The organism is Burkholderia sp. MSMB1078WGS, assembly GCF_001528895.1.
In the GTDB taxonomy this organism is placed as follows: Bacteria; Pseudomonadota; Gammaproteobacteria; order Burkholderiales; family Burkholderiaceae; genus Burkholderia.
Genome location: NZ_LPDI01000068.1, coordinates 23,945 through 48,735, shown reverse-complemented (window position 1 = coordinate 48,735; position 24,791 = coordinate 23,945). Strand labels below are relative to the sequence as shown.

18 protein-coding genes and 1 pseudogene are annotated in these 24,791 nt (G+C 66.9%); 11 read left to right on the top strand and 8 right to left on the bottom strand.

Annotation, left to right across the window (positions count from 1 at the left end; genetic code table 11):
- Positions 1-73 precede the first annotated feature (73 nt).
- The 4 genes and pseudogenes from WT24_RS16660 to WT24_RS32965 form a co-directional block, all read left to right on the top strand.
- Positions 74-412, top strand: a pseudogene (locus WT24_RS16660) (redoxin family protein); the annotation flags it as partial.
- 69 nt (positions 413-481) lie between these two features.
- Positions 482-1,159, top strand: a complete 678-nt coding sequence (locus WT24_RS34425) for a PAAR domain-containing protein (protein WP_373557241.1) — start codon at positions 482-484, stop codon at positions 1,157-1,159.
- Positions 1,160-1,162: 3 nt separating this feature from the next.
- A complete protein-coding gene (locus WT24_RS34420) occupies positions 1,163-1,783 on the top strand; it encodes a type VI secretion system amidase effector protein Tae4 (protein ID WP_082741753.1) in 621 nt (206 codons plus the stop codon).
- Entirely contained in the window at positions 1,780-2,121 is a 342-nt protein-coding gene (locus tag WT24_RS32965) for a hypothetical protein (protein ID WP_257127246.1), read from the top strand. The genes WT24_RS34420 and WT24_RS32965 overlap by 4 nt, the downstream gene beginning before the upstream one ends.
- 37 nt (positions 2,122-2,158) lie before the next feature.
- On the opposite strand, the gene WT24_RS16655 is transcribed toward WT24_RS32965, so the two are convergent.
- On the bottom strand, positions 2,159-2,800 hold the full coding sequence (locus tag WT24_RS16655) for an FMN-binding negative transcriptional regulator (protein ID WP_060034951.1): 642 nt from the start codon (positions 2,798-2,800) through the stop codon (positions 2,159-2,161).
- Between the two features lie 123 nt (positions 2,801-2,923).
- Between WT24_RS16655 and WT24_RS16650 the strand changes: the two genes are divergently transcribed.
- On the top strand, positions 2,924-4,432 hold the full coding sequence (locus tag WT24_RS16650) for a PLP-dependent aminotransferase family protein (protein ID WP_060034947.1): 1,509 nt from the start codon (positions 2,924-2,926) through the stop codon (positions 4,430-4,432).
- A gap of 124 nt (positions 4,433-4,556) precedes the next feature.
- A complete protein-coding gene (locus tag WT24_RS16645) occupies positions 4,557-6,788 on the top strand; it encodes a penicillin-binding protein 1A (protein WP_060034944.1) in 2,232 nt (743 codons plus the stop codon).
- A gap of 34 nt (positions 6,789-6,822) precedes the next feature.
- Here WT24_RS16645 and add read toward each other — a convergent pair whose 3' ends face one another.
- Positions 6,823-7,923, bottom strand: a complete 1,101-nt coding sequence (add, locus tag WT24_RS16640; RefSeq protein ID WP_059500550.1) for an adenosine deaminase — start codon at positions 7,921-7,923, stop codon at positions 6,823-6,825.
- A 45-nt stretch (positions 7,924-7,968) separates the two neighbouring features.
- Complete coding sequence (locus WT24_RS16635; protein WP_060034941.1) at positions 7,969-9,318, bottom strand: NCS2 family permease; 1,350 nt, start codon at positions 9,316-9,318, stop codon at positions 7,969-7,971.
- A 94-nt stretch (positions 9,319-9,412) separates the two neighbouring features.
- Between WT24_RS16635 and WT24_RS16630 the strand changes: the two genes are divergently transcribed.
- Complete coding sequence (locus WT24_RS16630; protein ID WP_059500548.1) at positions 9,413-10,321, top strand: LysR family transcriptional regulator; 909 nt, start codon at positions 9,413-9,415, stop codon at positions 10,319-10,321.
- A 30-nt stretch (positions 10,322-10,351) separates the two neighbouring features.
- Here the strand turns inward: WT24_RS16630 and WT24_RS16625 are convergent, their stop codons facing one another.
- The 4 genes from WT24_RS16625 to WT24_RS16610 form a co-directional block, all read right to left on the bottom strand.
- Positions 10,352-11,404: a nucleoside hydrolase gene (locus WT24_RS16625; RefSeq protein ID WP_060034938.1), complete on the bottom strand. Its 1,053-nt coding sequence runs from the start codon at positions 11,402-11,404 to the stop codon at positions 10,352-10,354.
- Positions 11,405-11,414: 10 nt separating this feature from the next.
- On the bottom strand, positions 11,415-12,527 hold the full coding sequence (locus WT24_RS16620; protein ID WP_060034935.1) for a porin: 1,113 nt from the start codon (positions 12,525-12,527) through the stop codon (positions 11,415-11,417).
- Between the two features lie 161 nt (positions 12,528-12,688).
- Positions 12,689-13,996, bottom strand: a complete 1,308-nt coding sequence (locus tag WT24_RS16615; RefSeq protein WP_082742203.1) for a hypothetical protein — start codon at positions 13,994-13,996, stop codon at positions 12,689-12,691.
- Between the two features lie 392 nt (positions 13,997-14,388).
- The gene (locus WT24_RS16610) at positions 14,389-15,807 is read right to left on the bottom strand and encodes an MFS transporter (RefSeq protein WP_060034928.1); all 1,419 of its coding nucleotides are present in this window, start codon (positions 15,805-15,807) and stop codon (positions 14,389-14,391) included.
- A gap of 428 nt (positions 15,808-16,235) precedes the next feature.
- Here WT24_RS16610 and WT24_RS16605 point away from each other — a divergent pair, with 428 nt between their 5' ends.
- The gene (locus WT24_RS16605) at positions 16,236-18,698 is read left to right on the top strand and encodes a DUF3772 domain-containing protein (RefSeq protein ID WP_060034925.1); all 2,463 of its coding nucleotides are present in this window, start codon (positions 16,236-16,238) and stop codon (positions 18,696-18,698) included.
- 139 nt (positions 18,699-18,837) lie between these two features.
- On the opposite strand, the gene WT24_RS16600 is transcribed toward WT24_RS16605, so the two are convergent.
- Positions 18,838-20,349 (bottom strand): aldehyde dehydrogenase family protein, encoded by a 1,512-nt coding sequence (locus WT24_RS16600; RefSeq protein ID WP_059500542.1) that lies wholly within the window; start codon positions 20,347-20,349, stop codon positions 18,838-18,840.
- Positions 20,350-20,983: 634 nt separating this feature from the next.
- Here WT24_RS16600 and WT24_RS16595 point away from each other — a divergent pair.
- The 3 genes from WT24_RS16595 (at position 20,984) to WT24_RS16585 (ending at position 24,748) form a co-directional block, all read left to right on the top strand.
- Positions 20,984-22,564: an amino acid permease gene (locus WT24_RS16595; RefSeq protein ID WP_059500540.1), complete on the top strand. Its 1,581-nt coding sequence runs from the start codon at positions 20,984-20,986 to the stop codon at positions 22,562-22,564.
- Positions 22,565-22,699: 135 nt separating this feature from the next.
- Positions 22,700-23,968 carry an FAD-binding oxidoreductase gene (locus WT24_RS16590; protein WP_059789272.1) on the top strand — a complete coding sequence of 423 codons (1,269 nt, stop codon included), beginning with the start codon at positions 22,700-22,702 and terminating at the stop codon, positions 23,966-23,968.
- A 105-nt stretch (positions 23,969-24,073) separates the two neighbouring features.
- Positions 24,074-24,748, top strand: coding sequence for a TetR family transcriptional regulator (locus tag WT24_RS16585; RefSeq protein ID WP_034204121.1), 675 nt, complete (start codon positions 24,074-24,076; stop codon positions 24,746-24,748).
- The last annotated feature ends 43 nt before the right edge of the window (positions 24,749-24,791 follow it).

Sequence of the window (24,791 nt, the reverse complement as noted above, 5' to 3'; positions counted from 1 at the left end):
AACCTCCCGTTCCTATTGGGAAAATTGCCTCCGAAACACTAACACTCATTTGTGTCCAGGATTTCTAGAGCAGATCAATACGATCCCGTACGTGAACGACTGGTATCGGAAGTATCGCGACCAGGGGCTCGTCGTGGTCGGCGTGCATACGCCGGAATATCCGTTCGAACGCGACGCGAGGAACGTGGCCGATGCGATCAGGCGCTTCGACATCCGGTATCCGGTCGCGCAGGACAACCGCTACGACACGTGGCGCGCGTACGGCAACCAGTACTGGCCCGCGCTGTACCTGATCGACGCGAACGGCAAGATCGTCTATACGCGGTATGGCGAAGGCGGGTACGACAAGACGGAGGCCGCGATTCGGGGGGCGCTTGCGCAGGCGGGAGAAGGTCGAGCACGACAGCAATAGATGGTATGCAGCCGCGGGGAAACTAATTCGGAAACGTCAAACCCACCCACCTGGGATGCATGAGTCGCAGTGGGTGTGTTTCCTCCTGACAATTACCGCTTTAAACGTGCGTGGTTCAAGGAACCCTATCAATATCGAGATGCGCTATTGCGCGACACGGCTACGATGACGGCTTTCCGAGAGGGCCGATCAATGAAAAGAAGAATTGCAGTCGTGGGCGATAGTCTTTCAAGCGGTGGGACGGTTAACGCATACGACGGCCCGCCGTTTCTTGTACACGGGCATCAAGCCGCCCTGATCGGGGGTAACGCATTCTGTATCGTGTGCCAAAAAGTCGGCACCATCGCAAAAGCCGGCGGCCCATACCGGATCAAGCTTCGGGGAGAGGTCGCGCTGGATAACGACGTCGTCCTGTGCGACTGCGCTACTCCACCGCACATCGTTGCATTGCTTGCCGGCGAAGCTTGGTGCAATGACGGGATAAAAGGTCTCGGGGAAGTCATTTCGAGCCGCACGCTGACAGGCGGAATCACATCGATCAGGAAAGGCGCTTTCGACGAGCGGGTAAGGGCGACCAAGGAGGTAACGGAAGGATTGCCCTACTATATCGAAACGTCTGACGGTCGTATGCATTTCGGGCGTCTTGATTCAAGCGGAAAACTTCCCCGCATCCATACCGGTAACGAGGCAAGCGATTACACCGTCTACTGGGGTGATGACGCGCTGTCAAAGCGAAACGGGGAGTAACCGATGCCACACACCGAGCCCACGAAAATCCGGACTACCGACACGAAAGATTCTGAGAAAGAGGTGCCATTAGCAGGAGTCGCCTTCAAAGAGCTTTGGGATAACTTCCCGTCCGGCAATCCGTACCGCGATCCGACGTATGCCAATCAATGCGCCATTCGCCTTAGCGTAACTCTGCACCGTGTCGGTATCGGAATGAAGTCGTTCAATGCAAGGAACGTCAAACCGATGTCGGGCGCAAAGACGATCGGCCGTATCTTGCTTGACGGGAAGCCCACCGCAACACGTGCTGATGAGCTGGGTGCATGGTTGCAGCTACAGCCGTTCGCAGGTCTTCCTAAAGCCGAAAACATTACTGGGAAGGATTGGGAGTCGAAGGTCAAAGGCCGCACCGGCATCATCCACTTCTCAAGATACTGGACGCGCAGTGGCGAATCGGCCGAGAACGCGAGTGGTGGCCATATAGATTTATGGAGCGGATCACGACTAACCGTCAGCAGCATACCCGGTGTTGTAGCAACGTTTGGCCGGGCCTTCGGTTTTCAGGCGTTCTTGCCTGGAACAGATTTTGGTTGGTCCGACCTCCGCAACGCTAAACAGATCCATTTTTGGGAAATCAAATGATGCGACGCTTTCTCGCCGCAGTCGCTTTCGCTATCTCTGGCTTTATCAGCGTCGTTGTATGGGCGGCGATAGACGCGCGCATATGCGCCAGTTTTGCACGATTTTGTGCACCTCACCCTGGCGAATGCGGTGGTGGTGTTGACGCATGCGCCCCCACCCTTCATTCGACTCTCTTGCTGTTTATCCATGTGTTCGGACCACCCGCCATCTTTGCAGCATTGGGTTTCGGCCTGTTCGCTCGCCGCCGTCGCCCGGAAGTCATCTTCGGATATTTTGCAATCGCCGTCTCAATACATTGGCTTTTGACATTCCTGAGCGTACGCATACTGCATATCTGATCTCAGCGACGGCCGCCCTCATCTGGCGGCCGCCCAGTTATTCGTTCTTGTAGTCGGCTTCCGCCAGCATCGCCTCCCCGATCGCGAGATTGCCGTTCGCGACCAGCGCTTCGCCCGCGCCGCGAATATCGGCCTCGGGCTTGTTCTGCCCGAGCTTGCGCTTGCCGATGAGCTGCGTGATCTTGATCTGCAGCCCGACAATCGATTGCAGCATCCCGTCCATGAAGTCCTGCGGCGCGTCGCCCATTTTCCACGGCACCGGCTGCGACGCTTCGTGCGTGCGCGTCAGCCGCGCGACCACGCCGCGCACGAACTTCTCGTCGTCGCGCGCCGTGATGCGGCCGTGCGCATGCACGACCCGGTAGTTCCACGTCGGCACCTCCCGGTGCGTCGCCTGCTTGCTCGGATACCAGCCCGGCGAGATGTATGCGTCGCCGGCACGGAAGATCGCGAGCACCTCGTCGCCGTCCGCGACGTCCTGCCAGACCGGATTCGCACGCGCGACGTGTGCGTGCAGTTCGCCGAGCCCGCCGTCCTCGTCGGGCATCAGCACGAACGGAATATGGATCGCGTCGAGCCCGTTCTTGCCGTGCGTGATCAGGCTGCCGAACGGATGCTGCACGATCAGCTCGCGCAGCGCGTCGGGGTTGGGCTCGTTGTAATCGGCAGGAATGTACATGTCGGCTCCACGGTCGTACGGGGTGGGAAATGGCGCGGGTGCTGGCCCGTCATGGTTCGATTGTGGCTGCAAACTGGTTTATCCTGTAGAGCCGGTTTAAAACAATTTCAGCAGACCAGAATCATGGCAAGAACGGCCCGGATCGTCGAAATCCCGTCGCTCGGCGCGCTCGACCGCGCAGCCGGCGACCTGAGCCGCCAGCTCGCGCAGGCGCTGCGCGACGCGGTGCGCCGCGGCGACGTCCGGCCCGGCGACGCGCTGCCTTCCACACGGCTGCTGGCCGCGTCGCTGCAGGTGGCGCGCGGCACCGTCGTCGATGCGTATGCGCAGCTCGTCGCCGAAGGCTTTCTCGAATCGCGCGGCGGCGCGGGCACGCGGGTCGCGAACGCGCTCGCGGAGGCGGCGCCCGGCACCGAGCCCGAGCCGCCCGCCCGGCGTCGGCGCCCGGTGCGCGACGGCCTGCCCGAGCCCGCCGCCACCTTCGCGCGGATCGCCCACGAATTCAGTCCGCTGCCGGCCATGCCGTTCGCGATCTCGGTGCCGGTCGGCCTCACCGCGCCCGACGACATCTGGCGCCGGCTCGGCAATCGCCTGCGCGCCCGCGGCGCCGGCGCGCCGTCCGGCTATGCCGATCCGCAAGGCGCGCTGCCGCTGCGCGAGGCGATCGCCGATTACGTGCGCCGGTCGCGCTCGGTGCGCTGCAATGCCGGCCAGGTCGTGATCACGAGCGGCACGCAGCAGGGGCTGCATCTCGCGAGCCAGGTGCTGCTCGGCGAGAACGATCGTGCGTGGGTCGAGAATCCGGCCTATCGCGGCATCACCGCGCTGCTCGAAAGCACCGGGCGGCGCGACGCGATGGTGCGCGTGCCGGTCGACGCCGACGGCCTCGACGTCGACGCGGGCGTGCGTCTCGCGCCCGATGCGCGCGCCGCGTTCGTCACGCCGTCGCACCAGTACCCGCTCGGCATGCCGCTGAGCATGGCGCGGCGCAATGCGCTGCTCGCATGGGCGGGCGCGCACCGCGCATGGGTCGTCGAAGACGACTACGACAGCGAATTGCGCTACGAAGGCTATCCGTTCCCGTCGCTGCAGGGCCTCGCGCCCGACCGCGTGATCTATCTCGGCACCTTCAGCAAGATCCTGTTTCCGTCGCTGCGGCTCGGCTACGTGATCGCACCCGACGATCTCGTGCCCGCGTTCTGCGGCGCGCGCGCGCTGATGGACCGCCACGCGCCGACCGCCGACCAGCACGTGCTCGCCACGTTCATCGCCGAAGGCCATCTCGATCGCCACATCCGCCGCGTGCGCGGCGTCTATGCGGAACAGCGCGCGCTGCTGATCGACACGCTCGGCGCGCGGCTGCCGCGCGAGCGCGCGTGGGTACAGCCGGGCGACCAGGGGATGCACGTCGTGCTGTGGCTCGCGGCGGGCATCGACGATCTCGACGTGGTCGCGCGCGCCGCCCGGGCCGGTGTCGCGGTGCGTGCGGTGTCGCCGATGTTCGCGCCCGGCACGGCGCGCCCCGGGCTCGTACTCGGCTTCGGCGGATTCGGCCGCGCGCAGATGGAAGCGGCCGCGCAGCGGCTCGCGGACGTGGTTTCGTCGGTGGAATCGCGGCCCCGCGCGCGATAAAAGGTTGGCGGCGGGCAACAAACGTAATCGTCTGTAAATCCTGCAAGCAAACGGCCGTTTCGGCGGCCGGCGCGCGGGTTCCGTTTGCTAGGATCGCGCGTCTTCGTTCCGCGCCCCTGCCGCCTTGAATCGCTTCGTGCCGTTTCTCCGAGATGCGTGGCTCCGTTGCCGCGCCCGTGTCGCGCCGCTCGCCGCCGCGTGCCGCACGCGCGTGCGCGCACCGTGCGCCGGCGCGCTGCATCGCCTGCGCCATCCGACCCGGCGCGGCGTGACGCTGACGCTCGCCGCGATTCCCGTGCTGGGCCTGCTGGTCCTGCTCGCGTTCGTTCCGTTCACGCCGAGCAACGGCGACATCCGCAAGGCGCGCATCGACCGCCCCGCGCGTGTGCTGTCGGCCGACGGCCAGCTGATCGCCGAATTCCGGCCCGTGAACCGCGAATGGGTGCCGCTCAAGCAGATCTCGCCGCACATGGTCGACGCGCTGATCGCGACCGAGGATCACCGCTTCTATGCGCATCACGGCATCGACTGGCGCCGCACGCTCGCGGCCGGGCTGCATACGTTCTCGGGCAGCCGCCAGGGCGGCTCGACGATCACGCAGCAGCTCGCACGCAACCTGTATCCCGACGAAGTCGGCCGCGCGCCGACGCTCACGCGCAAGATGAAGGAGCTGATCACCGCGTTCAAGATCGAATCGGTGTACAGCAAGGACGAGATTCTCGAAACCTACCTGAATACCGTGCCGTTCCTGTACAACGCTTACGGCGTCGAAATGGCCGCGCGCACCTACTTCGGCAAGTCGGCGGACCAGCTCGACATCGCGGAAAGCGCGACGCTCGTCGGGATGCTGAAGGGCAACAGTTACTACAATCCGGTGCTGAATCCGGAACGCGCGGTCCAGCGGCGCAACATCGTGCTCGGCCGGATGGCGCAGATGGGCATGCTGTCGCCGCGGCAACTCGCGAAACTGCAGCACCAGCCGCTGCGCGTCGACTTCGAGCCGCAGACGGCGCAGCCGGGCCTCGCGCCGCATTTCGCGGTGCAACTGCGCAAGTGGCTGATCGCGTGGGCCGACCGCAACGACCACGATCTCTACTCGGACGGCCTCGTCGTGCGCACGACGCTCGACGCGCGACTGCAGGATATGGCCACGCAGGCGCTGACGCGGCAGACCGAACGGCTGCAGGCGATCGCCGACGGCGCGTGGCGCGGGCCGGCCGGCTGCGGGCTGCGCAACGATCTGTTCCGCGGCTTCATGCGCCAGACGCCCGAGTATCGGCAGGCACGCGACACCGGGCTCGCCGACGGGATTGCGCTGAAGCAGCTCGGCGCGAATCGCGCATTCATGCGGGCGCTGTGCGAGCGCAAGACGCTGGTGCAAGCCGGCTTCGTCGCGATCGATCCGCGCAACGGCGCGATCCGCGCATGGGTCGGCAGCCCCGATTTCGGCAGCGCGCCGTTCGATCACGTCGCGCAGGCGCGGCGCCAGCCGGGTTCGACCTTCAAGCCGTTCGTCTATGCGGCCGCGTTCGCGGACGGGATGCGGCCGGGCGACACGTTCGTCGACCGCCCCGTCGCGATCCCGATCGACGCGCACTCGGTGTGGCGTCCGACCGATGCGGAGCCGCCGACCGGCGAGCCGATGACGCTGCGCGACGGGCTGGCGCTGTCGCGCAACCGCATCACCGCGCAGGTCATGCAGCACGAAGGCGCCGCGAAGGTCGCACAGCTCGCGCGCGCGATGGGCGTGCGCGACAGCCCGCTCGACGCGGTGCCGTCGCTCGCGCTCGGCACGAGCCCTGTCACGCTGAAGGAAATGGTGTCCGCGTACGGCACGATCGCGAACCGCGGCGTGTACGTCGCGCCGCAGATGATCACGCGCATCGAGGATCGCGACGGCAAGGTGCTCGCCGCGTTCGGCAGTGCGCCGCCCGAGCGTGCGTTACCGGTGGCCGCGGCACAGACGCTCGTCGACGCGATGCGCGGCGTCGTGGATTACGGCACCGGCGCCGACATCCGCTCGCGCTACGGAATTCGGATCGACGTCGCGGGCAAGACCGGCACGACGCAGGACAACACGGATGGTTGGTTCATCCTGATGCATCCGCAACTGGTGGCCGGCGCGTGGGTCGGCTTCGACGACGGCAGCGTGACGCTGCGCAGCGACTACTGGGGCGCGGGCGCGCACAGCGCGCTGCCGATCGTCGGATCGTTCTACGATGCGGCGCTGCGCGCGCATGCGATCGATCCGCACGTGCAGTTCTCGCCGGACTTCCGGCCGCGCAGCGCACCGGCGCCGAGGCGGCGTGCGGCGCAGCATTCAGGCCTGTTCGACTGGCTGCGGTTCTTCCGTTGATCGTGCCGGCGAAGGGCTGAGCCAGGAAACGCGCTCAACCCGCCGCAAGCGCTGCAGCGAGCGCATCGAACTCCGGCGACCACGCGGCACGCCACGCAGCCTTCGTTGCATCGTCGACCCACGCGCCGTCGATCCCGTTCAGCATGAACTGCTTCAAGTCGGCCACTGTGAAGCCGAAATGACTGAACATCAGTTCCCACGCCTCGCTCGGATCGACCTTGTGCAACGTCGGATCGTCCGTGTTCGGATGAATCTTCAACCCGAGGCCGGGCATCTTGCGCATCGGATGCCGCTCGGCCCACTGCTCCGGCGGCAGCGTGCGCAGATAGTACGAATTCGTCGGCACAACGGTAAACACAATCCCGCGCTCCGCGTAGCGCGCGCACAGCTCGGGATTGTCGACGATCGTATAGCCGTGATCGACACGGTCGACCTGCAGCAGATCGACGGCCGTCTCGACGTTACGCCACGGCATCCCGAATTCGCCCGCATGCGCGGTCGTGCGAAAGCCGGCCGCGCGTGCATTGCGGTACGCCTTCCAGAACAGCTCGGGCGGCCGGTCGTTCTCGCGATAGTCGATGCCGAGCCCCGCGACTTCGTCCGCGCGATTCGCCTTCATCCACTCGACGACCGCAACCGCTTCATCGGGATCCTGCTCGCGATCGATGCTCGGAATCAGGCGCGCGCCGATTCGAAAATCGCGCGCGGCATCGCGGATCGCGGTCACGATCGCGGCCTGCGCGTCCGCATACGCGATGCCCGATACCCGCACCGTTCCCGTCGGATTCCAGAAGAATTCCGCGTGCCGCACGTTGTGCGCGGCCGCGTCTTCCAGATACTCGTATGCGATTCGTCGCAGGTCGTCGGGTTGCGTCAGCAGATACCGGTCGAGCGCGCGCAGCACGTGCAGCACGCCGACCGGCTTCTCGCCGCGCGCGTAGAACGCGTCGATCTCCGCACGCTCGATCGGCGCGCCGCTGCGTTCGGCCAGCGCGACGAACGTATCGTGCCGCACCGCGCCGAGCAGGTGGCAATGCAGCTCGACCTTCGGCAACGCGTGGAAGAAGGCCCGATGGGCCGGCGTGATCTCGATGCCCGTGCGCGCGGCCGGGACGTTGCCTGGTGTTCCCTTCATGTCAGTCTCTTTTGCGGTAGTGCGATGCGTCGCGCAAGCCGTCTCTCAGTGCGGCTTCACGACGGTCCAGAAGTAATAGCCGAGCGGGATCGCGAGTACGACGAGCCCCCACGACACGTCGCGCCAGCGGCCGGCCAGCAGCTTGACGAGCACGTAGCACAGCAGCCCGCCGGCAATGCCGGTGCCGAAGCTGTTCGACATCAGCGTGAGCAGTACCATCGACATCACGGGCAGCGCATCGGTGAAGTCGTCGAAATGCGTATGACGGATCGTCGCGAACATCGACAGCCCGATCAGGATCAGCGCCGGCGCGGTCGCCTCCTTCGGGATCGCGAGCGCGACCGGCACGAACAGCAACATCGCGGCGAACAGCACGGCCGCCGCCAGCGACGACAGCCCGCTGCGGCCGCCGGCTTCGACGCCTGCAGCCGATTCGATCAGCGCGGTCAGCGCCGGAATGCCGAGCACGGGCCCGAGCGTCGCGGCGAGCGAATCGACGAGGAACGGCCGGTTGATGTTCGGCAGGTTGCCCTGTTCGTCGAGCAGGTTCGCCTTCGCGCCGACCGCGAGCGCGGTGCCGAGCGTCGAGAAGAATTCCGCCGCGAAGAACGCGAACAGGTACGGCGCGGCGGCCAGGCTCAACGCGCTGCCGATATCGAGCTTGAACGCGATCGGCGCGATGCTGTGCGGCAGCGACACGAACGACACCGGCAGATGCGTGACGCCGAGCGGCACGCCGGCCGCGGCCGCGACGAGGATCGCGATCAGGATCGCGCCGGGCACCTTGCGCGCCTGCAGCACGATCGCCGTCGCGAGACCGATCAGCGCGACGAGCGCGCCCGGCCGCGAGAAGTCGCCGAGCGCGAACGCGTTGGTCTTCGCGTTCGCGACGACCATCCCCGCATTGCGCAGCCCGAGCATCGTGACGAACAGCCCGATCGACGCGCCGAGGCCGAGCTTGATCTGCACCGGAATCAGCCGCACCACGACGCCGCGCGCGCCGAGGATCGTCAGCAGGAAGAACAGCACGCCCGACACGCACGCGATGCCGAGGCCCGTCTGCCAGCCGACGTGCTCGGTCGTCGCGAGCGTCACGCCGATGATCACCGAGCCGCCGATGCCGGGGCCGACGAGGAACGGCAGGTTCGCGTACAGCCCCATCAGCGTGGTGAACAGCACGAACACGACGATCGTCGCGGTCGTCGCCGCGCCGCGCTCCATCCCGCCCGTCGCCAGCAGCGACGGGATCACGACGAGCAGGTACGCGGCCGCGAGGAACGACGTGACGCCCGCGATCGTCTCGGTACGCACGCTCGTGCCGCGCGCGGCGAGCGCGAAGCGGCGTTCGAGCCAGTTGGCCGGCGCGCGCGCCGGCATCGTGTCAGTCGCTGACATGGTGGTTCTCCTGTGATTCCGAATATTGTCCCGTGTCGGTTCGTGCAGCGCGGCCTTATACTGCCGCGTACCGCATCCCGACCGTTATTGCCCGATGTCCGACCGCTCGTCGCTGCTCCCCGCGCTCACGCTGCGGCAGGTCCAGCACTTCGTCGTCCTTGCGCATGCGCGCAGCTTCACTCAAGCCGCGCAGGCGCTGTCGCTCACGCAGCCGGCGCTCACCGCGTCGATCCGCCAGATCGAGTTCCTGCTCGGCGGCCGCCTGTTCGCACGCACCGCCCATCGACTCACGCTGACCACTGCCGGCGAAGCCGTGCTACCGCTCGCCGAACGCCTGCTCAACCAGGCGCGCGGCACCTTCGACGACATGACGCGGCTCATCGGCGAACGCATCCAGACCGTGCGCATCGCGTTCATTCCGTCGGTCGCGGGCCGCCTGCTGCCCGCGCTCAACGCATTGCGCGGCACGCATCCGACGTTGCGCTTCACGCTCACCGATTTGCCGAACAGCGCGCTCGTCGAAGCGGTGCGCGACGGCGTCGCGGACCTCGGCATCGGCGTGCGCGAACCGGACACCGACGACGGCACGCTGCGCTACCGGCAGCTGTTCGAGGACGAGATCGTGATCGTCGTGCGGCACGACGATCCGCTCGCCCGCGCGAAGAGCGTCACGTGGGCGAAGCTCGTCGATCGCGAACTCGCGGTGTTCGTGCGCGGCAGCGTCAGCGAATCGCTGCATCGCACCGGCGGCGCCGGGAAGCTCCGCCTGAACGTCACGTACCGGATGGAATACACCGAGCCGCTCTACGCGCTCGCGCGCAACGGCCTCGCGATCGCCGTGCTGCCGAGCCTCTACACGATGCATCTGCACGATCCCGAACTCGTCGCACTACGCGTCGACAAACCGCGCGTCACGCGCGCGATCTCGCTGATCTCGCTCGCTGCCGACGATCGCGGCCCGCACGTGCGCGCGTGCCGCGAATGGATTGCGAAGCACATCTGATGCCGCGTTCGCCGCGCTTGCCGAGCGCGCTCAGGGCAGCTTCGCGATGCGCGCGACGAGCGTCGCGTAGAAGCGGTCCGCGTCGACCTCGTTGATCCACGTCGCGTTCGCCGCACGGCCGCTGCGCCCGTTCCAGTCGACGATCGTCTCGCCGAGCGTCCACTGCCCGGTCGTCTCGACCACCACATTCACCTTGCGTCCGCCGAACAGCGTCGGATCGACGAGATAGCCGACGGCCGTCGGGTCGTACATCGGCGCGTCGTCGATCCCGCGCCGCTTCCTGTTGTATGCGAGCTCCGCCTCCATGATGTCCGCGACGATCGCGCCGCAGCGGTTGCCGAGCGCGCGGAACGGTGCGACGCGCGCCGGCGTGATCGGCGCCTTCACCGCGACGTCGCGCGGCAGCACGACGATCGGCACGCCGCTGCCGAACACGACGTCGGCCGCCTGCGGATCGACGTAGACGTTGAACTCGGCGGCCGGCGTGATGTTGCCGCGCTCGAAGAACGCGCCGCCCATCAGCACGATATCGCGCAGCGCGGCGCGAATCTGCGGCGCTTCGACCAGCGCGGTCGCGATGTTCGTCAGCGGGCCGAGCGCGCACAGCGTCACGCTGTTGGGCGCCGCGCGGCTCAGCGTATCGACGAGGTACGACACCGCGTGACCGGCGGCGAGCGGTGCGCGCGGCGCGTGCAGTTCGACGCCTTCGAGCCCCGTCTTGCCGTGCACGTTCGCGGCCGTCACGAGCTCGCGAACGAGCGGGCGCGGGCAGCCCGCATACACCGGCAGCGTCGTCGTGCGGCCGGCCCAGTCGCGGACGATCCGCGCATTGCGTTCGGTCAGGTCGAGCGGCACGTTGCCCGCCACGGCCGTCAGCGCGCGCACGTCGAGCCGGTCCTGCGCGCCGAGCGCGAACAGGATCGCGATGGCGTCGTCCTGCCCCGGATCGGTATCGATGATCACCGTGCGGCGCGCGGCAGCGTCGCCGGCCGCGAATGCGCCCGTTTCGGGCAGCAGCGCGGTGCCGGCCAGCGCGGCGGACAGTTTCAGGAAGGTGCGGCGGGATGCGATCGGATGGCTCATGGTCGGGTGCTCAGAAGACGTGCCGGACGCCGAGCGTCGCCATCATCTGGCGCGTGCCGGTCGAACGCGCATACGCGAAGATCTGCGCATGATCCGCGTCGCCGGCCGCCTGTTGCGCGATCACCGTCAGCGCGACGTCGGTGCGTTTGGACAGGAAGTAGTCGGCCTGCAGGTTCACCTGATGCCATCTCGGACGCTTGTCGATCACGTCGTACTTGCCGTTCGTGAACGCATACGCGGCGCCCAGAAAGAGCTGCGGCGTCATCGTGTAGACGACGTTCACGCCGAGGTTCTGCAGGTGCAGGTGCGAATTGTCGAGGTAATCGTAGCGCACGTCGGTGAACATCGCGGCGAACTGCGCGCGGCCGATCGTGTAGAAGCCGCCCGTGCCCGCGATCCGCTGCCGGCTCGCATACGCGGCGGGCGTCATCGCGCTCTTGCTGAAGATCAGCAGCGGCGACGCGTAGTCGTTCGCAATCGCGCCGTCCTGGTTCGTCGCGCTGTAAGGATGGTTGTACTGCGCATAGACCGCGCTCCAGCGCAGCGGGCCGCGTTCGTAGCCGAGCCCGAAGCTGTACGCGCTGTTGTTCGCGAAACCGGTCGCATTGCTGAAGCCGTACAGCGCGGTGAACTTCAGCCCGTAGTAGACGGGGCTCACGTACTTCACCGAGTTCTGCACGCGAATGTCGTTGTAGCCGTTGTCGTTGTCGCCGATGTTCACGCCGTTGCTCGCGATGATCACGGGCCCGATGTAGTCGTGGATCGCGTCGTACTGGCGACCGAACGTCAGCGAGCCGTAAGTGCGGTCGGCCAGGCCGACGTACGCCATGCGCCCGAACTCGCGGCCGTTCTGCGCGGCCGTGCCCGTCATCACGTTGAAGCCGTTCTCGAGTTGGAACACCGCGGACAGCCCTTGCCCGAGATCCTCCTTGCCCTTCAGCCCCCAGCGCGGGTTCTGGTTCGTGCCGGACAGCGCCTGCCACGCGTTCTTGCCGCCCTGGTTCGTCGCGAACCCGACACCGGCCGAGATGAGACCGTACAGCGTGATGCTGCTTTGCGCACAGGCATGGGTCGCGAAGGCGCCGAGCATCGCGAGCGGAGCGAGCTTGTAGAGAGTTTTCATGCGGGTCGTGTGATCGGTGGTGGTCCAGGCGCGGCAGGGTTCCGCGAAACTGGCCTCGACTATACGAACCCGGATCGGATAATAAAAGTTTGCTTTCTTTATATCTCGATAAAACGGATTTATTCTCATCCTCGCGCCGCCCGCGTTCGGCGCACCGGCGCTCAATCCGCCGTATCGCCACCCTTCGGCAGCTTCGACCATGCGCCGCGCCCCGGCATCGGCGACCACGCCGGGCGGGTCTTGCGGGCGCTGTCGATCACGACCAGATAGCGGCCCGCGATCGGCGTGACGTCGCGATCGCGACGCAGTACCCACAGCGACTTGCCGGCCTCCACGCGAGCCTGGTAATCGTCGTCGAGCAGGCCGTGCCGGTCGAGGAACGTGTTCAGCGATGCGGGAATCCGCACGCACCCCTTCGAGTGCCGGATGCCGAGCAGCGCCTCGAGCCGGTCGGGATCGGTCGCATGCATCTGGAAGCGCATCGGCGACACGCCGCCCTTGCCCCAGCCGCGCTCGCCGTCCACCCAGCCGAAGTCGTAGATGCGCATGTCGCGGCGCCCGTAGCCGCGAATACCGTTCTCGTTCGTCGTCCCTTCCGCGCGAAAATCCATCGTGTCGGGCGAGTGATGAAACACGCCGAGCGGCGTCAGGAAATGGTCGTACTGGCCCGGCAACCCGGTGCCGACCGGCGATGCACCGATCATCAGCCATGCATTGGCCGGCGTCGCGCGGAAATAGATGAACAGCGCCTGCACGTTCGGCGTACGGTCGACCATCGCGACGTATTCGCCTGCGAGATCGCCGAGATCCGCATCGGCGAGCGCTTGCTGGAGCCGCTCGCCATACGCGCGCTGCTCGCTCGCCGGCACGTTCAGGCGTCGCGTGACTTCCTGCGCGAAACGCTTGCGCATGTCGAGCGCGCGCGTCGTCGCGTTCTGCGCCTCCTCGGCCGACAACGGCGGATGCCGGCGCGGCGGAGTGGGTGGAGCCGGCTCGGCCTCGCTGGCAGGCGTGCCGGAGGCAGCCGATGCTGGCGCGCTGGCCGACGCGGCGGAAGCGGCCGACGCCCCCGATCCCGCGCTCGCGGGTTCCGCGTGATTCACGTGATTCGCTTGTGACGCGGCGGATGTCGGCGCGGCGGCCGATGCGCCCGACGCTGCCTGCGCGGACGAAGCGGGATGCGTGAGAGAGGCCGCCGAAGCGGGCGACGCACCGGATGACGATTGCACGGCAGACGACGGCGCGTCGGATGCCGCGAAGGCAGGCCGTTCGGCGAGAACGGAAATCGACACCACGGCAGCGAGCCACACGTATGCGGCGACTGCGCGGTGACGGCAACGCGGCTTTGCAAATTGCCGCGCCAGGTGGGCAAGAATCATACGTTCGAAGCCATCGGCCGATCCGGCCGCCGCAGCGTGCTGTTGCGAGCGGCGCATCTTCCGCGCAAGCCATCGACACGTCCGGCGCATCGCGTGCGCCCGGCGCCGACGCCTCTTCGCGGCGGAGCCGTTCGCCGATGCAACGCGGGCGCTCCGATGGCTGCTAATGAGTCGTCAGGCCCTTCATTTTACTCGTCCATATGCGAATCGGCTGCGATGGAAATCGCGATTTCACGGCGAAATTGCGCTTCGTCACGCTTTGTTTCAACTCGTTGCCGCTTGCGTATTCGTAGCGTGGCAAGCTCGTGTGTTGACGTTTCGTCTGCGGCCGAGCGCGTGCGAGATCGAGCCGGTTCGATCGCACTTCCCGGTTGATTCGCACAACAAAGTAACTTGGCGACCGGACGGCCCAAACCGGAAACCTGTGACCGCCTCGCACGCATGCCGCAACGAACCGTGCGACACGCGTGCGCACCTGCCCGCTACTTCGAGATGGTTTCGAGCGCGATGCCCTTCGTGCGCGGCCCCATCCATCCGATTGCCGCCATCACGATCACCATCGCGCCCGCGATGAACGCGAACACGCCGAACGTGCCGAAACCGCGCAGCACGGCCGCGATCACGAACGACGAGAAGATCGCCGAGAAGCGGCTCCACGAATAGACGAAGCCGACGGCGCGCGCGCGAATCGACGTCGGGAACAACTCGGCCTGGTACGCGTGGAAGCTGTACGACATGATGTTGCTCGCCAGCGTGAGGCCGATGCCGAGCACGATCAGGAAAGCACCCACCTTCGTCTGGCTGAACAGCAGCCCGCAGACGACGATCGCCGCAGCCATCGCAACGATCACCGACTTGCGCTCGAAGCGGTCGGCGATCGCGAGACCGATCAGCGGGCCGATCGGCGCCGCGAGCGCGATCACGCTCGAATACATCAGGCTCGACGTGATCGTGATGCCCTGCTTGATCAGCAGCGTCGGCACCCAGTTCGCGAAGCCGTAGAAGCCGACCGTCTGGAACACGTTGAAGATCGTCATCATGATCGTGCGGCTGCGATACGGCGGCACCCACATGTCGCGGAAGCTGCCGCGCGGCGGGACGGGTTCGGCCGGTGCCGGCGGCGGCAGCGGCCGGCCGTATTCGGCTTCCACCTTCGCCTCGAGCGCGCACATGATGCGGTCGGCTTCGTCGACCCGGCCCTGCTGCGCGAGCCAGCGCGGGCTTTCCGGCAGTTCGCGGCGAATCCACCACACGAACAGCGCGCCATGCGCGCCGATCAGCACGACCCAGCGCCAGCCGTCGAGGCCGAACGGTGCGTGCGGCACGAGCAGGTAAGCGAGGAACGCGACCACCGGCACCGCGACGAACCCCACCGCCTGCTCGCACGCGAACGCGCGGCCGCGAATCTGCTTCGGCACGAGTTCGGAGATGTACGTGCCGATCGTCACCATCTCGACGCCGAGGCCGAGACCGACGACGAAGCGCCAGAAGTTCAGCCCCGCCGCGGTGTCCTGGAACGCCATCACGATGTTGGCGGCCGTGTACCACAGCAGCGACCACGTGAAGATCGCGCGGCGGCCGAAGCGGTCGGCGAGAAAGCCGCACGCGATCGTGCCGATGAAGAGCCCGGAGAACAGCGCGGCGATGAAGCTCGCGACGCCGGTGGTGCCGAACAGGCCGTGCGTGGTCGCGGAAAGGATGCCGCTTTTCACGAGGCCCGGCGCGATGTAGCCGCTGTACAGCAGGTCGTAGAGTTCGAAGAAGAAGCCGAGGCTCAGCAGCACCACGAGCTTCCAGACGCTGCGCGTCGCCGGCAGGCGGTCGAGGCGGGCCGAAATGGAACCGGGGTCGATGGAGGGGGATTGGGCAGGTGCCTGGTAAAGGCTGTCCGTTGAGGCCATCTTGGGCGCGTCTCCTGATCGTGTCGTGTTGTGCGTCGTCCGCCGAACCGCCGCCGGGCGGATCGCTGCATTGTACCGGCACGCCCGTTTGACGCATGGGCAAGGTAGCCGGCCGGACGCGTTCCAGGCGCCGAAACAATCCGATGCCCCATTTTCCCGCCTGATAATGTGTAACTTGCGTAACCGTGTGTCGGGCACGGAAAGCGCGTCCGCGCGGCGCTCCGGTGCCATCGGCCGCGCGCGCAGGCTGGTAACGACGGGGTTGCCGCGCTGTTTCGCGCAGGCACGCGCCGCCGATATCGCCGCGGACGACGAGACGCAATCGGTACAACCACGCGCTCCGCGCCCCGGTAACATGCTAGCGGGCCAACTACCGGCTTCCGGCTGCCTTTCGGCAACCGGCATTGTCGGCAAATCGTAAGCATTCCATGTCCATACAACGACTATCCACGTACGCCCGCCGGATCGCGCTGATCGCGCTGCTGCAGTTCGCGGCCATTGCGACTGCGTCGGCATTCCCGGCCGCCGCTTCCGCTCCCGTCGCGAGCGGCGTCGGCGCATCCGTGCCGGCCATCTCGCTGCCCGACGCCGTCGCCCAGCTCAAACAGATGCAGGCGGAGCTGGACCGCATCAAGCAGCAGACCTCGACCACGTCCAACAGCAAGGAGCTGGACGCGCTCGACGATTCGGCGCAGGAACTGAGCACCGATGTCGCGAAACTGCAGAGCGATCTCACGCCGCAACGCGCGCAGGTCCAGGCGCAACTCGACGTGCTCGGCCCGCCGCCGGCCGAGGGCGCCGCACCGGAAACGCCTGCCGTCGCGAAGCAGCGGGCCGCGCTCGACGCGCGCAAGACGCAGATCGATGCCGCGCTGAAGCAGGCCGCCGACCAGAAGGCGAGTCTCGCGAACCTGACCGAGCAGTTCGCGAAGCTGCACCGCAGCCTGCTGAAGAACCAGCTCGCGTTCCGTTCGGGCAGCATCTTCAGCGCGCAGTTCTGGCTGCCGCTGTTCCACCTGGCGCCGGACGATCGCCAGCGGCTCGATGATTTCAACGGCGAACTGTTCGACATGCTGCATTCGTCGTGGGTCCCCGGGCAACGGGCGATCACCACGCTGCTGCTGATCGCCGCATTCGCCGCATGGCTCGGCGGCCGTCGGCTCATCGAGCGCGGGCTCGCGTGGATCGCGCTGAACCGTCTGCCGCCCACCCGCTTGCGCCGCAGTGCGCTCGCGCTGTCGACCGCGCTGTCGACCTTCCTCTCGACGGCCATCGCGATTCAGATTTTCTACCTCGCCGTCGCGCGCCACTACGAACTCACGCCGTCGCTGTCCGATCTGTGGGACCAGTTCGCGAAACTCGCCGCAACGTGCGCGTTGATCGCAGGGCTCGGCCGCGCCCTGCTCTGCACGAAGCATCCGTCGTGGCGACTGCCTGCGCTCGCCGACCCGGTCGCGCTCGCGATGAAGCCGTTCCCCAGCATCCTGGCCGCGCTGCTGCTGGTGTCGGGCACGCTCGAATCGATCAACCGGATCGTCGATACCAGCCTGTCGGTCACGCTGCTCGGCCGCGGCATCGTATCGCTCGTCGTCGCGCTGACGGTCGGCGCATCGCTGTTGCGCGCGAACCGCGCGCGCAGCGCACTCGCGGCGGCAGGCGAGGCACCCGAGCAACGCTCGACGCTCGCCGGCCTGATCCATGCCGGCGTCACGCTCGCGATCGTCGCTTCGTTGATCGCACTCCTGATCGGTTACATCACGGTCGCGCGCTTCATCACGTACGAGCTCGTGTGGTTCGAGATCGTGCTGTGCGCGACCTACATCCTGATTCAGTTGACGCGCGACGCGAGCGAAAGCCTGTTCTCGTCGAGCCTGTCGTCGGGCCAGCAGATCAAGCATCTGTTCGCGCTCGAAGACCGCCACCTCGACCAGGCGCGTACGGTCCTGTCCGGCTTCGGCACGAGCCTGCTGATGCTGATCGCGGCGATCGCGCTGCTGACCGGCGGCTTCGGCACCACGCCGAGCGACCTGCTCGACAGCGCGGTCGCGATGATCGGCAGCCAGCGGCTGCAGAGCCTGAACATCATGCCCGACCGGATCATGAACGCCGTGATCGGCTTCGCGATCGGCTTGTACCTGCTGCGCTCGCTGCGCCGCTGGCTCGACGGCGAGTTCATGCCCGCGCTCGGCATGGATACGGGCATGCGCGTGTCGCTGATCACGCTGTTCACCAACGTCGGCTACGTGTTGCTCGTGCTGATGACGCTCGGGCTGCTCGGCGTCAGGTGGAACAATCTCGCGTGGATCGTCAGCGCGTTGTCGGTGGGGATCGGCTTCGGCCTGCAGGAAATCGTGAAGAACTTCGTGTCGGGGCTGATCCTGCTGACCGAGCGCCCGGTGAAGGTGGGCGACATGGTCAGCATCGCGGGCGTCGAGGGCGACATCCGTCGCATCAACGTGCGCGCGACCGAGATCCAGCTGAGCGACCGCTCGACCGTGATCGTGCCGAACTCGCAACTGATCTCGCAGAACGTGCGCAACGTGACGATGGGCAACAGCACGCAGGGCGTCGCGACGCTGGTGCTGACGTTCCCGCTGAACACCGATCCCGAGCAGGTGCGCGACCTGCTGCTCGATGCGTATCGCGAGCACCAGGCGATTCTCGAGAAGCCGGCGCCGTCGGTGACGTTCAGCCAGCTTACGCCGGACGGGATCACGCTGAGCGTGACGGGTTACGTGTCGAGCCCGCGAATCGCGAGTTCGACGAAGAGCGATCTGCTGTTCGAGATCCTCAAGCAGTTGCGGGCGGCGGGGATTACGTTGTCGAGCCCGCAGATGCTGGTGGTGCAGAACATGCCGGCGAACGATGGTTCCACGCGGCACGAATCGTAAGTCGACCATCGAGCGGGTACGCTCGCGATCGGTCGGCGCGCCGCGCGCCACGCAGTAAGCGAAATGGGCCGGTTACCGCTTCCACGGCAACCGGCCCATTTCATTCGACCGTCGAAGCGCCCAAGCAGGGCGCCTGCACTTATACGTCGAACTTCACCCCCTGCGCCAACGGCAACTGCCGGCTGTAGTTAATCGTATTCGTCGCGCGACGCATATAAGCCTTCCACGCATCCGAACCCGACTCACGCCCGCCGCCCGTTTCCTTCTCGCCGCCGAACGCGCCGCCGATTTCCGCGCCGCTCGTGCCGATGTTCACGTTGACGATCCCGCAATCGCTGCCGGCTGCCGACATGAACTGCTCGGCTTCACGCATGTCGTTGGTAAAGATCGCCGACGACAGCCCCTGCGGCACCGCGTTGTGCACGGCAATCGCGTCGTCGAAATCGTCGTAGACCATCACATAGAGAATCGGCGCGAACGTCTCACGCTCGACCACCGCCGTTTGCTTCGGCATCCGCACGATGGCCGGACGCACGTAGTACGCATCCGCGTGACCGACGTCCACGCGCTCGCCGCCCTTCACTTCGCCGCCCTGCTCGCGCGCGTCGGCCAGCGCCTTCTGCATCGCGTCGAACGACGCACGATCGACCAGCGGGCCGACCAGCGTGCCTTCCTCGAGCGGGTTGCCGACCTTCACCGACGCATACGCCTTCTCGATGCGCGGCAGCAGTTGCTCGACGAGGCTGCGATGCACGATCAGGCGGCGCAGCGTCGTGCAGCGCTGGCCGGCCGTACCGACCGCCGCGAACGTGACCGCGCGCACGACGAGGTCGAGATCCGCGCTCGGCGCGACGATCATCCCGTTGTTGCCGCCGAGTTCGAGGATGCCGCGTGCAAGGCGCTGGCTCAGCACCTTCGCGACTTCCTGGCCCATCCGCACGCTGCCCGTCGCGCTGACGACCGGCACCTTCTTCGACGCCGTCAGCACCTCGCCGACATCGCGCATGCCGAGCACCAGTTGGCTCAGCTCGGCCGGTGCGACGCCCGGATGCGTCTTCTCGAACTCGCGCAGCGCCTTCTGAAGCAGCACGTGACACGCGATCGCGGTGAGCGGCGTCTTCTCGGACGGCTTCCACACGACCGAATCGCCGCACACGAACGCGAGCGCCGCATTCCACGCCCACACCGCGACCGGGAAGTTGAACGCCGAAATCACGCCGCACACGCCGATCGGGTGCCACGTTTCCATCATCCGGTGGCCCGGACGCTCGGACGCGATCGTGAGGCCGTAAAGCTGGCGCGACAGGCCGACCGCGAAATCGCAGATGTCGATCATTTCCTGCACTTCGCCGAGGCCTTCCGACGTGATCTTGCCGGCTTCGAGCGTGACGAGGCGGCCGAGCTCGGCCTTGTGCTCGCGCAGCACGTTGCCGAACACGCGCACGAGTTCGCCGCGCACCGGCGCCGGCACCGTGCGCCACTTGAGGAATGCGTCGTGCGCGGCGTCGATCTTGCGTTCTGCGTCGGCGGGCGTGTCGACGGCCAGCGTCGCGAGCGTCGCGCCGTCGAGCGGCGAACGCGCGGTCAGCGCGTTGCCCTTCCACTGGGCGAGATCGATGTCGAGCGCGGCAAGAATGTCGTTGAATTGCATCACTTCCTCTTCAGGGACAGATTGATCGGTGCGGCGGCAGCGCCGCCCGCGTGATTCGATTGGAGCGCGTTCGAGCGCCTTGTGCAAGCGGATGCGCCGCGCGGCGGGCCCGGTGCGCCATCCGGCGCATCGCGCTGCGCCGTCGCAGGAAAGCCAGGCCGGACGGCACGCCCCAGCCTCGCGAGGCACGATCCATGAAACGCATTGTCGATGGCCACAAGTCGGGCCGCTATTGATATTAACTCACGACTTCATTCCAAAAACGCAAGAAGTAAGCAGGCCCGCCACCCCCGTTTCCGTGCCGATATGGGACGCTTCACAAGCCCGTAATCGGGCGCTCGGATGTGTCTCGACACGACACAAGTTGATGACCATCTCGCATCACCCTGTTCGGAAATATCGTTTGCCGCCGGTGCACCGGGCACACACAATCGGTGCGACGTCGAGGTGCAACGCACCCGGCGCGCCGCCGGCCGCCACCACGGCAGCCGGACGACCGACGAAGGCGACACGCACCACGGCCCGGCTCAGCGGGCCCGTTCCGCACCGCATCACCGCTACCCGGCCGCGGCCGGCAACGCGTCGCGCTTCGTCACCGAAAAAACAATCCCGGAGACAGCGCCCAGCGCACGCCATGCATTCAGATGCCCGCCCCGATTCGTCCCGTCCGTCCGGCTCGCCGCCCGCGAAGCCGTCCCTCCACCGCGCGTTGCAGGCCCGCCATCTACGGATGATCGCGATCGGCGGCTCGATCGGCACGGGGCTGTTCGTCGCATCCGGCGCGTCGATCTCGCAGGCCGGCCCCGGCGGCGCGATGCTCGCGTACATGGTGATCGGCCTGATGGTCTACTTCCTGATGACGAGCCTCGGCGAAATGGCCGCGTTCATGCCGGTGTCCGGGTCGTTCGCAACCTACGGCGCGAAGTTCGTCGACGAAGGCTTCGGCTTCGCGCTCGGCTGGAACTACTGGTACAGCTGGGCCGTGACGCTGGCCGTGGAGCTCGTCGCCGCGCAGCTCGTGATGCACTACTGGTTTCCGGACGTGCCGGGCGTGTGGTGGAGCGCACTGTTCCTCACGCTGATCTTCACGCTCAACGCGCTGTCGGTACGCGGCTTCGGCGAAGCCGAATACTGGTTCGCGTTGGTCAAGGTGCTGACGGTGCTCGCGTTCGTCGGCGTCGGCCTGCTGATGATCTTCGGGATCATGCAGGGCGGCCCGAGCGCCGGCTGGGGCAACTTCACGATCGGCGACGCGCCGTTCGTCGGCGGCTGGGCCACGATGCTCGGCGTCGCGATGATCGCGGGCTTCTCGTTCCAGGGCACCGAAATGATCGGCGTCGCGGCCGGCGAATCGGAAAACCCGCGCACGACGATTCCGCGCGCGGTGCGCCAGATCTTCTGGCGAATCCTGCTGTTCTACGTGTTCGCGATCTTCGTGATCGGCGTGCTGGTTCCGTACACCGATCCGAGCCTGCTGAAGAGCGACGTGACCGATATCGGCGTGAGCCCGTTTACGCTCGTGTTCCGCCACGCGGGCCTCGCGTTCGCGGCCGGCGTGATGAACGCGGTGATCCTGACGGCCGTGCTGTCGGCCGGCAACTCGGGCATGTATGCGTCGACACGGATGCTCTACAACCTCGCGGTCGAAGGCCGCGCGCCGAAGTTGTTCGCGAAGCTGTCGCCGGGCGGCGTGCCGCGCAACGCGCTGTATGCGACCACCGCCGTCGGCGCGCTGTGCTTCCTCACGTCGCTGTACGGCGACAAGACCGTCTACCTGTGGCTGCTGAACACGTCGGGTATGGCCGGCTTCATCACGTGGCTCGGCATCGCGGTCAGCCACTACCGGTTCCGCAAGGGCTTCCTGAAACAGGGCTACCGGCTCGACCAGTTGCCGTATCGCTCGAAGTGGTTCCCGTTCGGTCCGCTGTTCGCGTTCGCCCTGTGCGCGGTCGTCGCGCTCGGCCAGGACTACCGCGCGTTCCTCGCCGACAGGATCGACTGGACGGGCGTCGCCGCGACCTACATCGGCCTGCCGTTCTTCCTCGCGATCTGGCTCGGCTACGCGCTGGTGCGTAAGTGCCGTCTGGTGCGCTACGAGGACATGGAAATCGCGCCGTGGATCGACCGCAACGCGACACCCGACGCCACCGAAAAGGCCGACGCCGGCTATCCGGCCTACGTCGCCCGGCCGGTCAACCCGACGCCGGGCGCCTGAAGCCCGGTGACGCGCAGGCGGCCGCCCGATCGCGGCGGCCGCTGCGCTGAAAACCCCATTCGACGCGGCGCGCGCGTTCAGGCAAGATCGACGCCCGCCGTCCGTTTTTCCGCCGCCACGAATCACCGAAAACGCATGCAGAACTTCTACGAAGCCACCGTTACCCGCCAGCCCTACCCGCAACTGACCGGCACGACCGATACGCAGGTCTGCATCGTCGGCGGCGGCCTCGCCGGCCTGTGCACGGCGCTCGGCCTAGTCGAGCGCGGCGTGCGCGACGTCGTCGTGCTCGACAGCGAACGGGTCGGCTTCGGCGCGTCGGGCCGCAACGGCGGCTTCGTGTTCGGCGGCTACAGTCTCGACAACGCCGACCTGCTGCGCACGCTCGGCCGCGACGAAGGGCGCCGGCTGTACCGGCTCACCGTCGATGCGGTCGACCTGATCCGCGCGCGCATCGCCCGCTACGGGATCGACTGCGACATCGTCGACGAAGGCGTGATGCTCGCGAACTGGTTCGACGATCCGTCGCGACTCGACGGTGTGCGCACGCTGATGAAAAACGAGCTCGGCGTCGAGTGGGAACCCGTCCCGACCGGCGCGCTGCGCGAGCGGCTGAAGACGCAGCGCTATTACGGCGGCCTGTTCGAGCCGAACGCGTTCCACTTCCACCCGCTCAAGTACGTGCTCGGCGTCGCGGCGGCCGCCTCGCGCGGCGGTGCGCGCGTGTACGAGCGTTCGGCCGCGCTGGGCATCGCGCGCGACGGCGCCGGGTACGTCGTGCGCACGGCGCAGGGCGCGGTACGTGCAAAGGACGTCGTGTTCGCCGGCGGCGGCTACGCGCGCGGCGTGTCGCCGCGCATCGAGCGCGCGGTGCTGCCGATCGCGACCTACGTGATCGCGACCGAACCGCTCGGCACGCGCCTGCCCGACGCGATCGACGCGCCGTACGCGATCTACGACACGCGTTTCGCGTTCGACTACTACCGTCCGCTGAAGGACACGCGGATCCTGTGGGGCGGCCGGATCTCCGTGCTCGACCGCGGCCCCGACGCGATCGCGCGCCTGCTGCGGCGCGACCTGCTGCGCGTGTATCCGCAACTGGAAGGCGTGAAGGTCGACTATGCGTGGGGCGGGTTGATGAGCTACGCACGGCACAAGATGCCGCAGATCGGCCGCGACGCGGACGGCGTGTGGCACGCGATCGCTTTCGGCGGCCACGGGATGGCGCCGACCACGGTGGCCGGCGAGGCGCTCGCCGCCGCGCTGGCCGAAGGCCGGCCGGTGCCGGACGGCTTCGCCGCGTTCGGGCTCACGCGCACGTTCGGCCTGGCCGGCCTCGCCGCCGCGCAGCTCACGTATACGGCGTACCAGGCCCGCGACGCGCTCGCGTCCTGCCGCCGCTGAGCGCCCGCGGCCGCCTTGCCGATTAGAGCGGAAGGTCGGCCGGGCGGGCATTTCCCACATGCTAGAATGGCTTTTCCAAGCCGCCGCGAACCACAACAAAGTCACATGAAAGCAGGAAGCAAGGCCGCCACGTCCGACACCCGCGCGCTTGCGTCCGACGCGCGGCGCAAATACGATCCCGAGCAAACCAAGCGCAACATCCTCGACGTCGCCACGCAGGAATTCTCCGCGATGGGCCTCGCCGGTGCGCGCGTCGACGCGATCGCGGAGCGGACGAACACGACGAAGCGGATGCTCTACTACTACTTCGAAAGCAAGGAAGGCCTGTACGAGGCCGTGCTGGAGAAGGTGTACGGCGACATCCGCGCGCTCGAGCAGGAACTGCACGTCGGCGACATGGAGCCGCGCGAAGGCATGCGCCGTCTCGTCGAATTCACGTTCGACTATCACGACAAGCATCGCGATTTCGTCCGTCTCGTGTCGATCGAGAACATCCACGGCGCGAAATACGTCGAACAGCTCAAGTCGTTCAAGAACCGCAACGTCAGCATCATCAAGACGCTCGAGGAACTGCTCGAGCGCGGCGCGGCCAGCGGCGCGTTCCGCAAGGACATCGACGCGTTCGACCTGCACCTGCTGATCAGCTCGTTCTGCTTCCATCGCGTGTCGAACCGCTACACGTTCGGTGCCGCGTTCGGCCGCGATCCGTCGGCGCCGCGCCTGCGCGCGCGGCATCGCGACACGATCGCCGACGCGGTGCTCCGCTACGTCGCCGCGTAAGCGGCGGCATCAGCCGGCCGGGGCGCGACACGTCCGCGCCGTT

Coding starts and splice junctions, on each gene's coding strand:
- WT24_RS32965 (WP_257127246.1), top strand. CDS start 1,780: ATGATGCGACGCTTTCTCGCCGCAGTCGCTTTCGCTATCTCTGGCTTT.
- WT24_RS16615 (WP_082742203.1), bottom strand. CDS start 13,996: ATGCGCCGGACGTGTCGATGGCTTGCGCGGAAGATGCGCCGCTCGCAA.
- WT24_RS16635 (WP_060034941.1), bottom strand. CDS start 9,318: ATGTCAGCGACTGACACGATGCCGGCGCGCGCGCCGGCCAACTGGCTC.
- WT24_RS16585 (WP_034204121.1), top strand. CDS start 24,074: ATGAAAGCAGGAAGCAAGGCCGCCACGTCCGACACCCGCGCGCTTGCG.
- WT24_RS16600 (WP_059500542.1), bottom strand. CDS start 20,349: ATGCAATTCAACGACATTCTTGCCGCGCTCGACATCGATCTCGCCCAG.
- WT24_RS16605 (WP_060034925.1), top strand. CDS start 16,236: ATGTCCATACAACGACTATCCACGTACGCCCGCCGGATCGCGCTGATC.
- WT24_RS16620 (WP_060034935.1), bottom strand. CDS start 12,527: ATGAAAACTCTCTACAAGCTCGCTCCGCTCGCGATGCTCGGCGCCTTC.
- WT24_RS34420 (WP_082741753.1), top strand. CDS start 1,163: ATGCCACACACCGAGCCCACGAAAATCCGGACTACCGACACGAAAGAT.
- WT24_RS16650 (WP_060034947.1), top strand. CDS start 2,924: ATGGCAAGAACGGCCCGGATCGTCGAAATCCCGTCGCTCGGCGCGCTC.
- WT24_RS16625 (WP_060034938.1), bottom strand. CDS start 11,404: ATGAGCCATCCGATCGCATCCCGCCGCACCTTCCTGAAACTGTCCGCC.
- WT24_RS16630 (WP_059500548.1), top strand. CDS start 9,413: ATGTCCGACCGCTCGTCGCTGCTCCCCGCGCTCACGCTGCGGCAGGTC.
- add (WP_059500550.1), bottom strand. CDS start 7,923: ATGAAGGGAACACCAGGCAACGTCCCGGCCGCGCGCACGGGCATCGAG.
- WT24_RS16655 (WP_060034951.1), bottom strand. CDS start 2,800: ATGTACATTCCTGCCGATTACAACGAGCCCAACCCCGACGCGCTGCGC.
- WT24_RS16610 (WP_060034928.1), bottom strand. CDS start 15,807: ATGGCCTCAACGGACAGCCTTTACCAGGCACCTGCCCAATCCCCCTCC.
- WT24_RS16590 (WP_059789272.1), top strand. CDS start 22,700: ATGCAGAACTTCTACGAAGCCACCGTTACCCGCCAGCCCTACCCGCAA.
- WT24_RS16595 (WP_059500540.1), top strand. CDS start 20,984: ATGCATTCAGATGCCCGCCCCGATTCGTCCCGTCCGTCCGGCTCGCCG.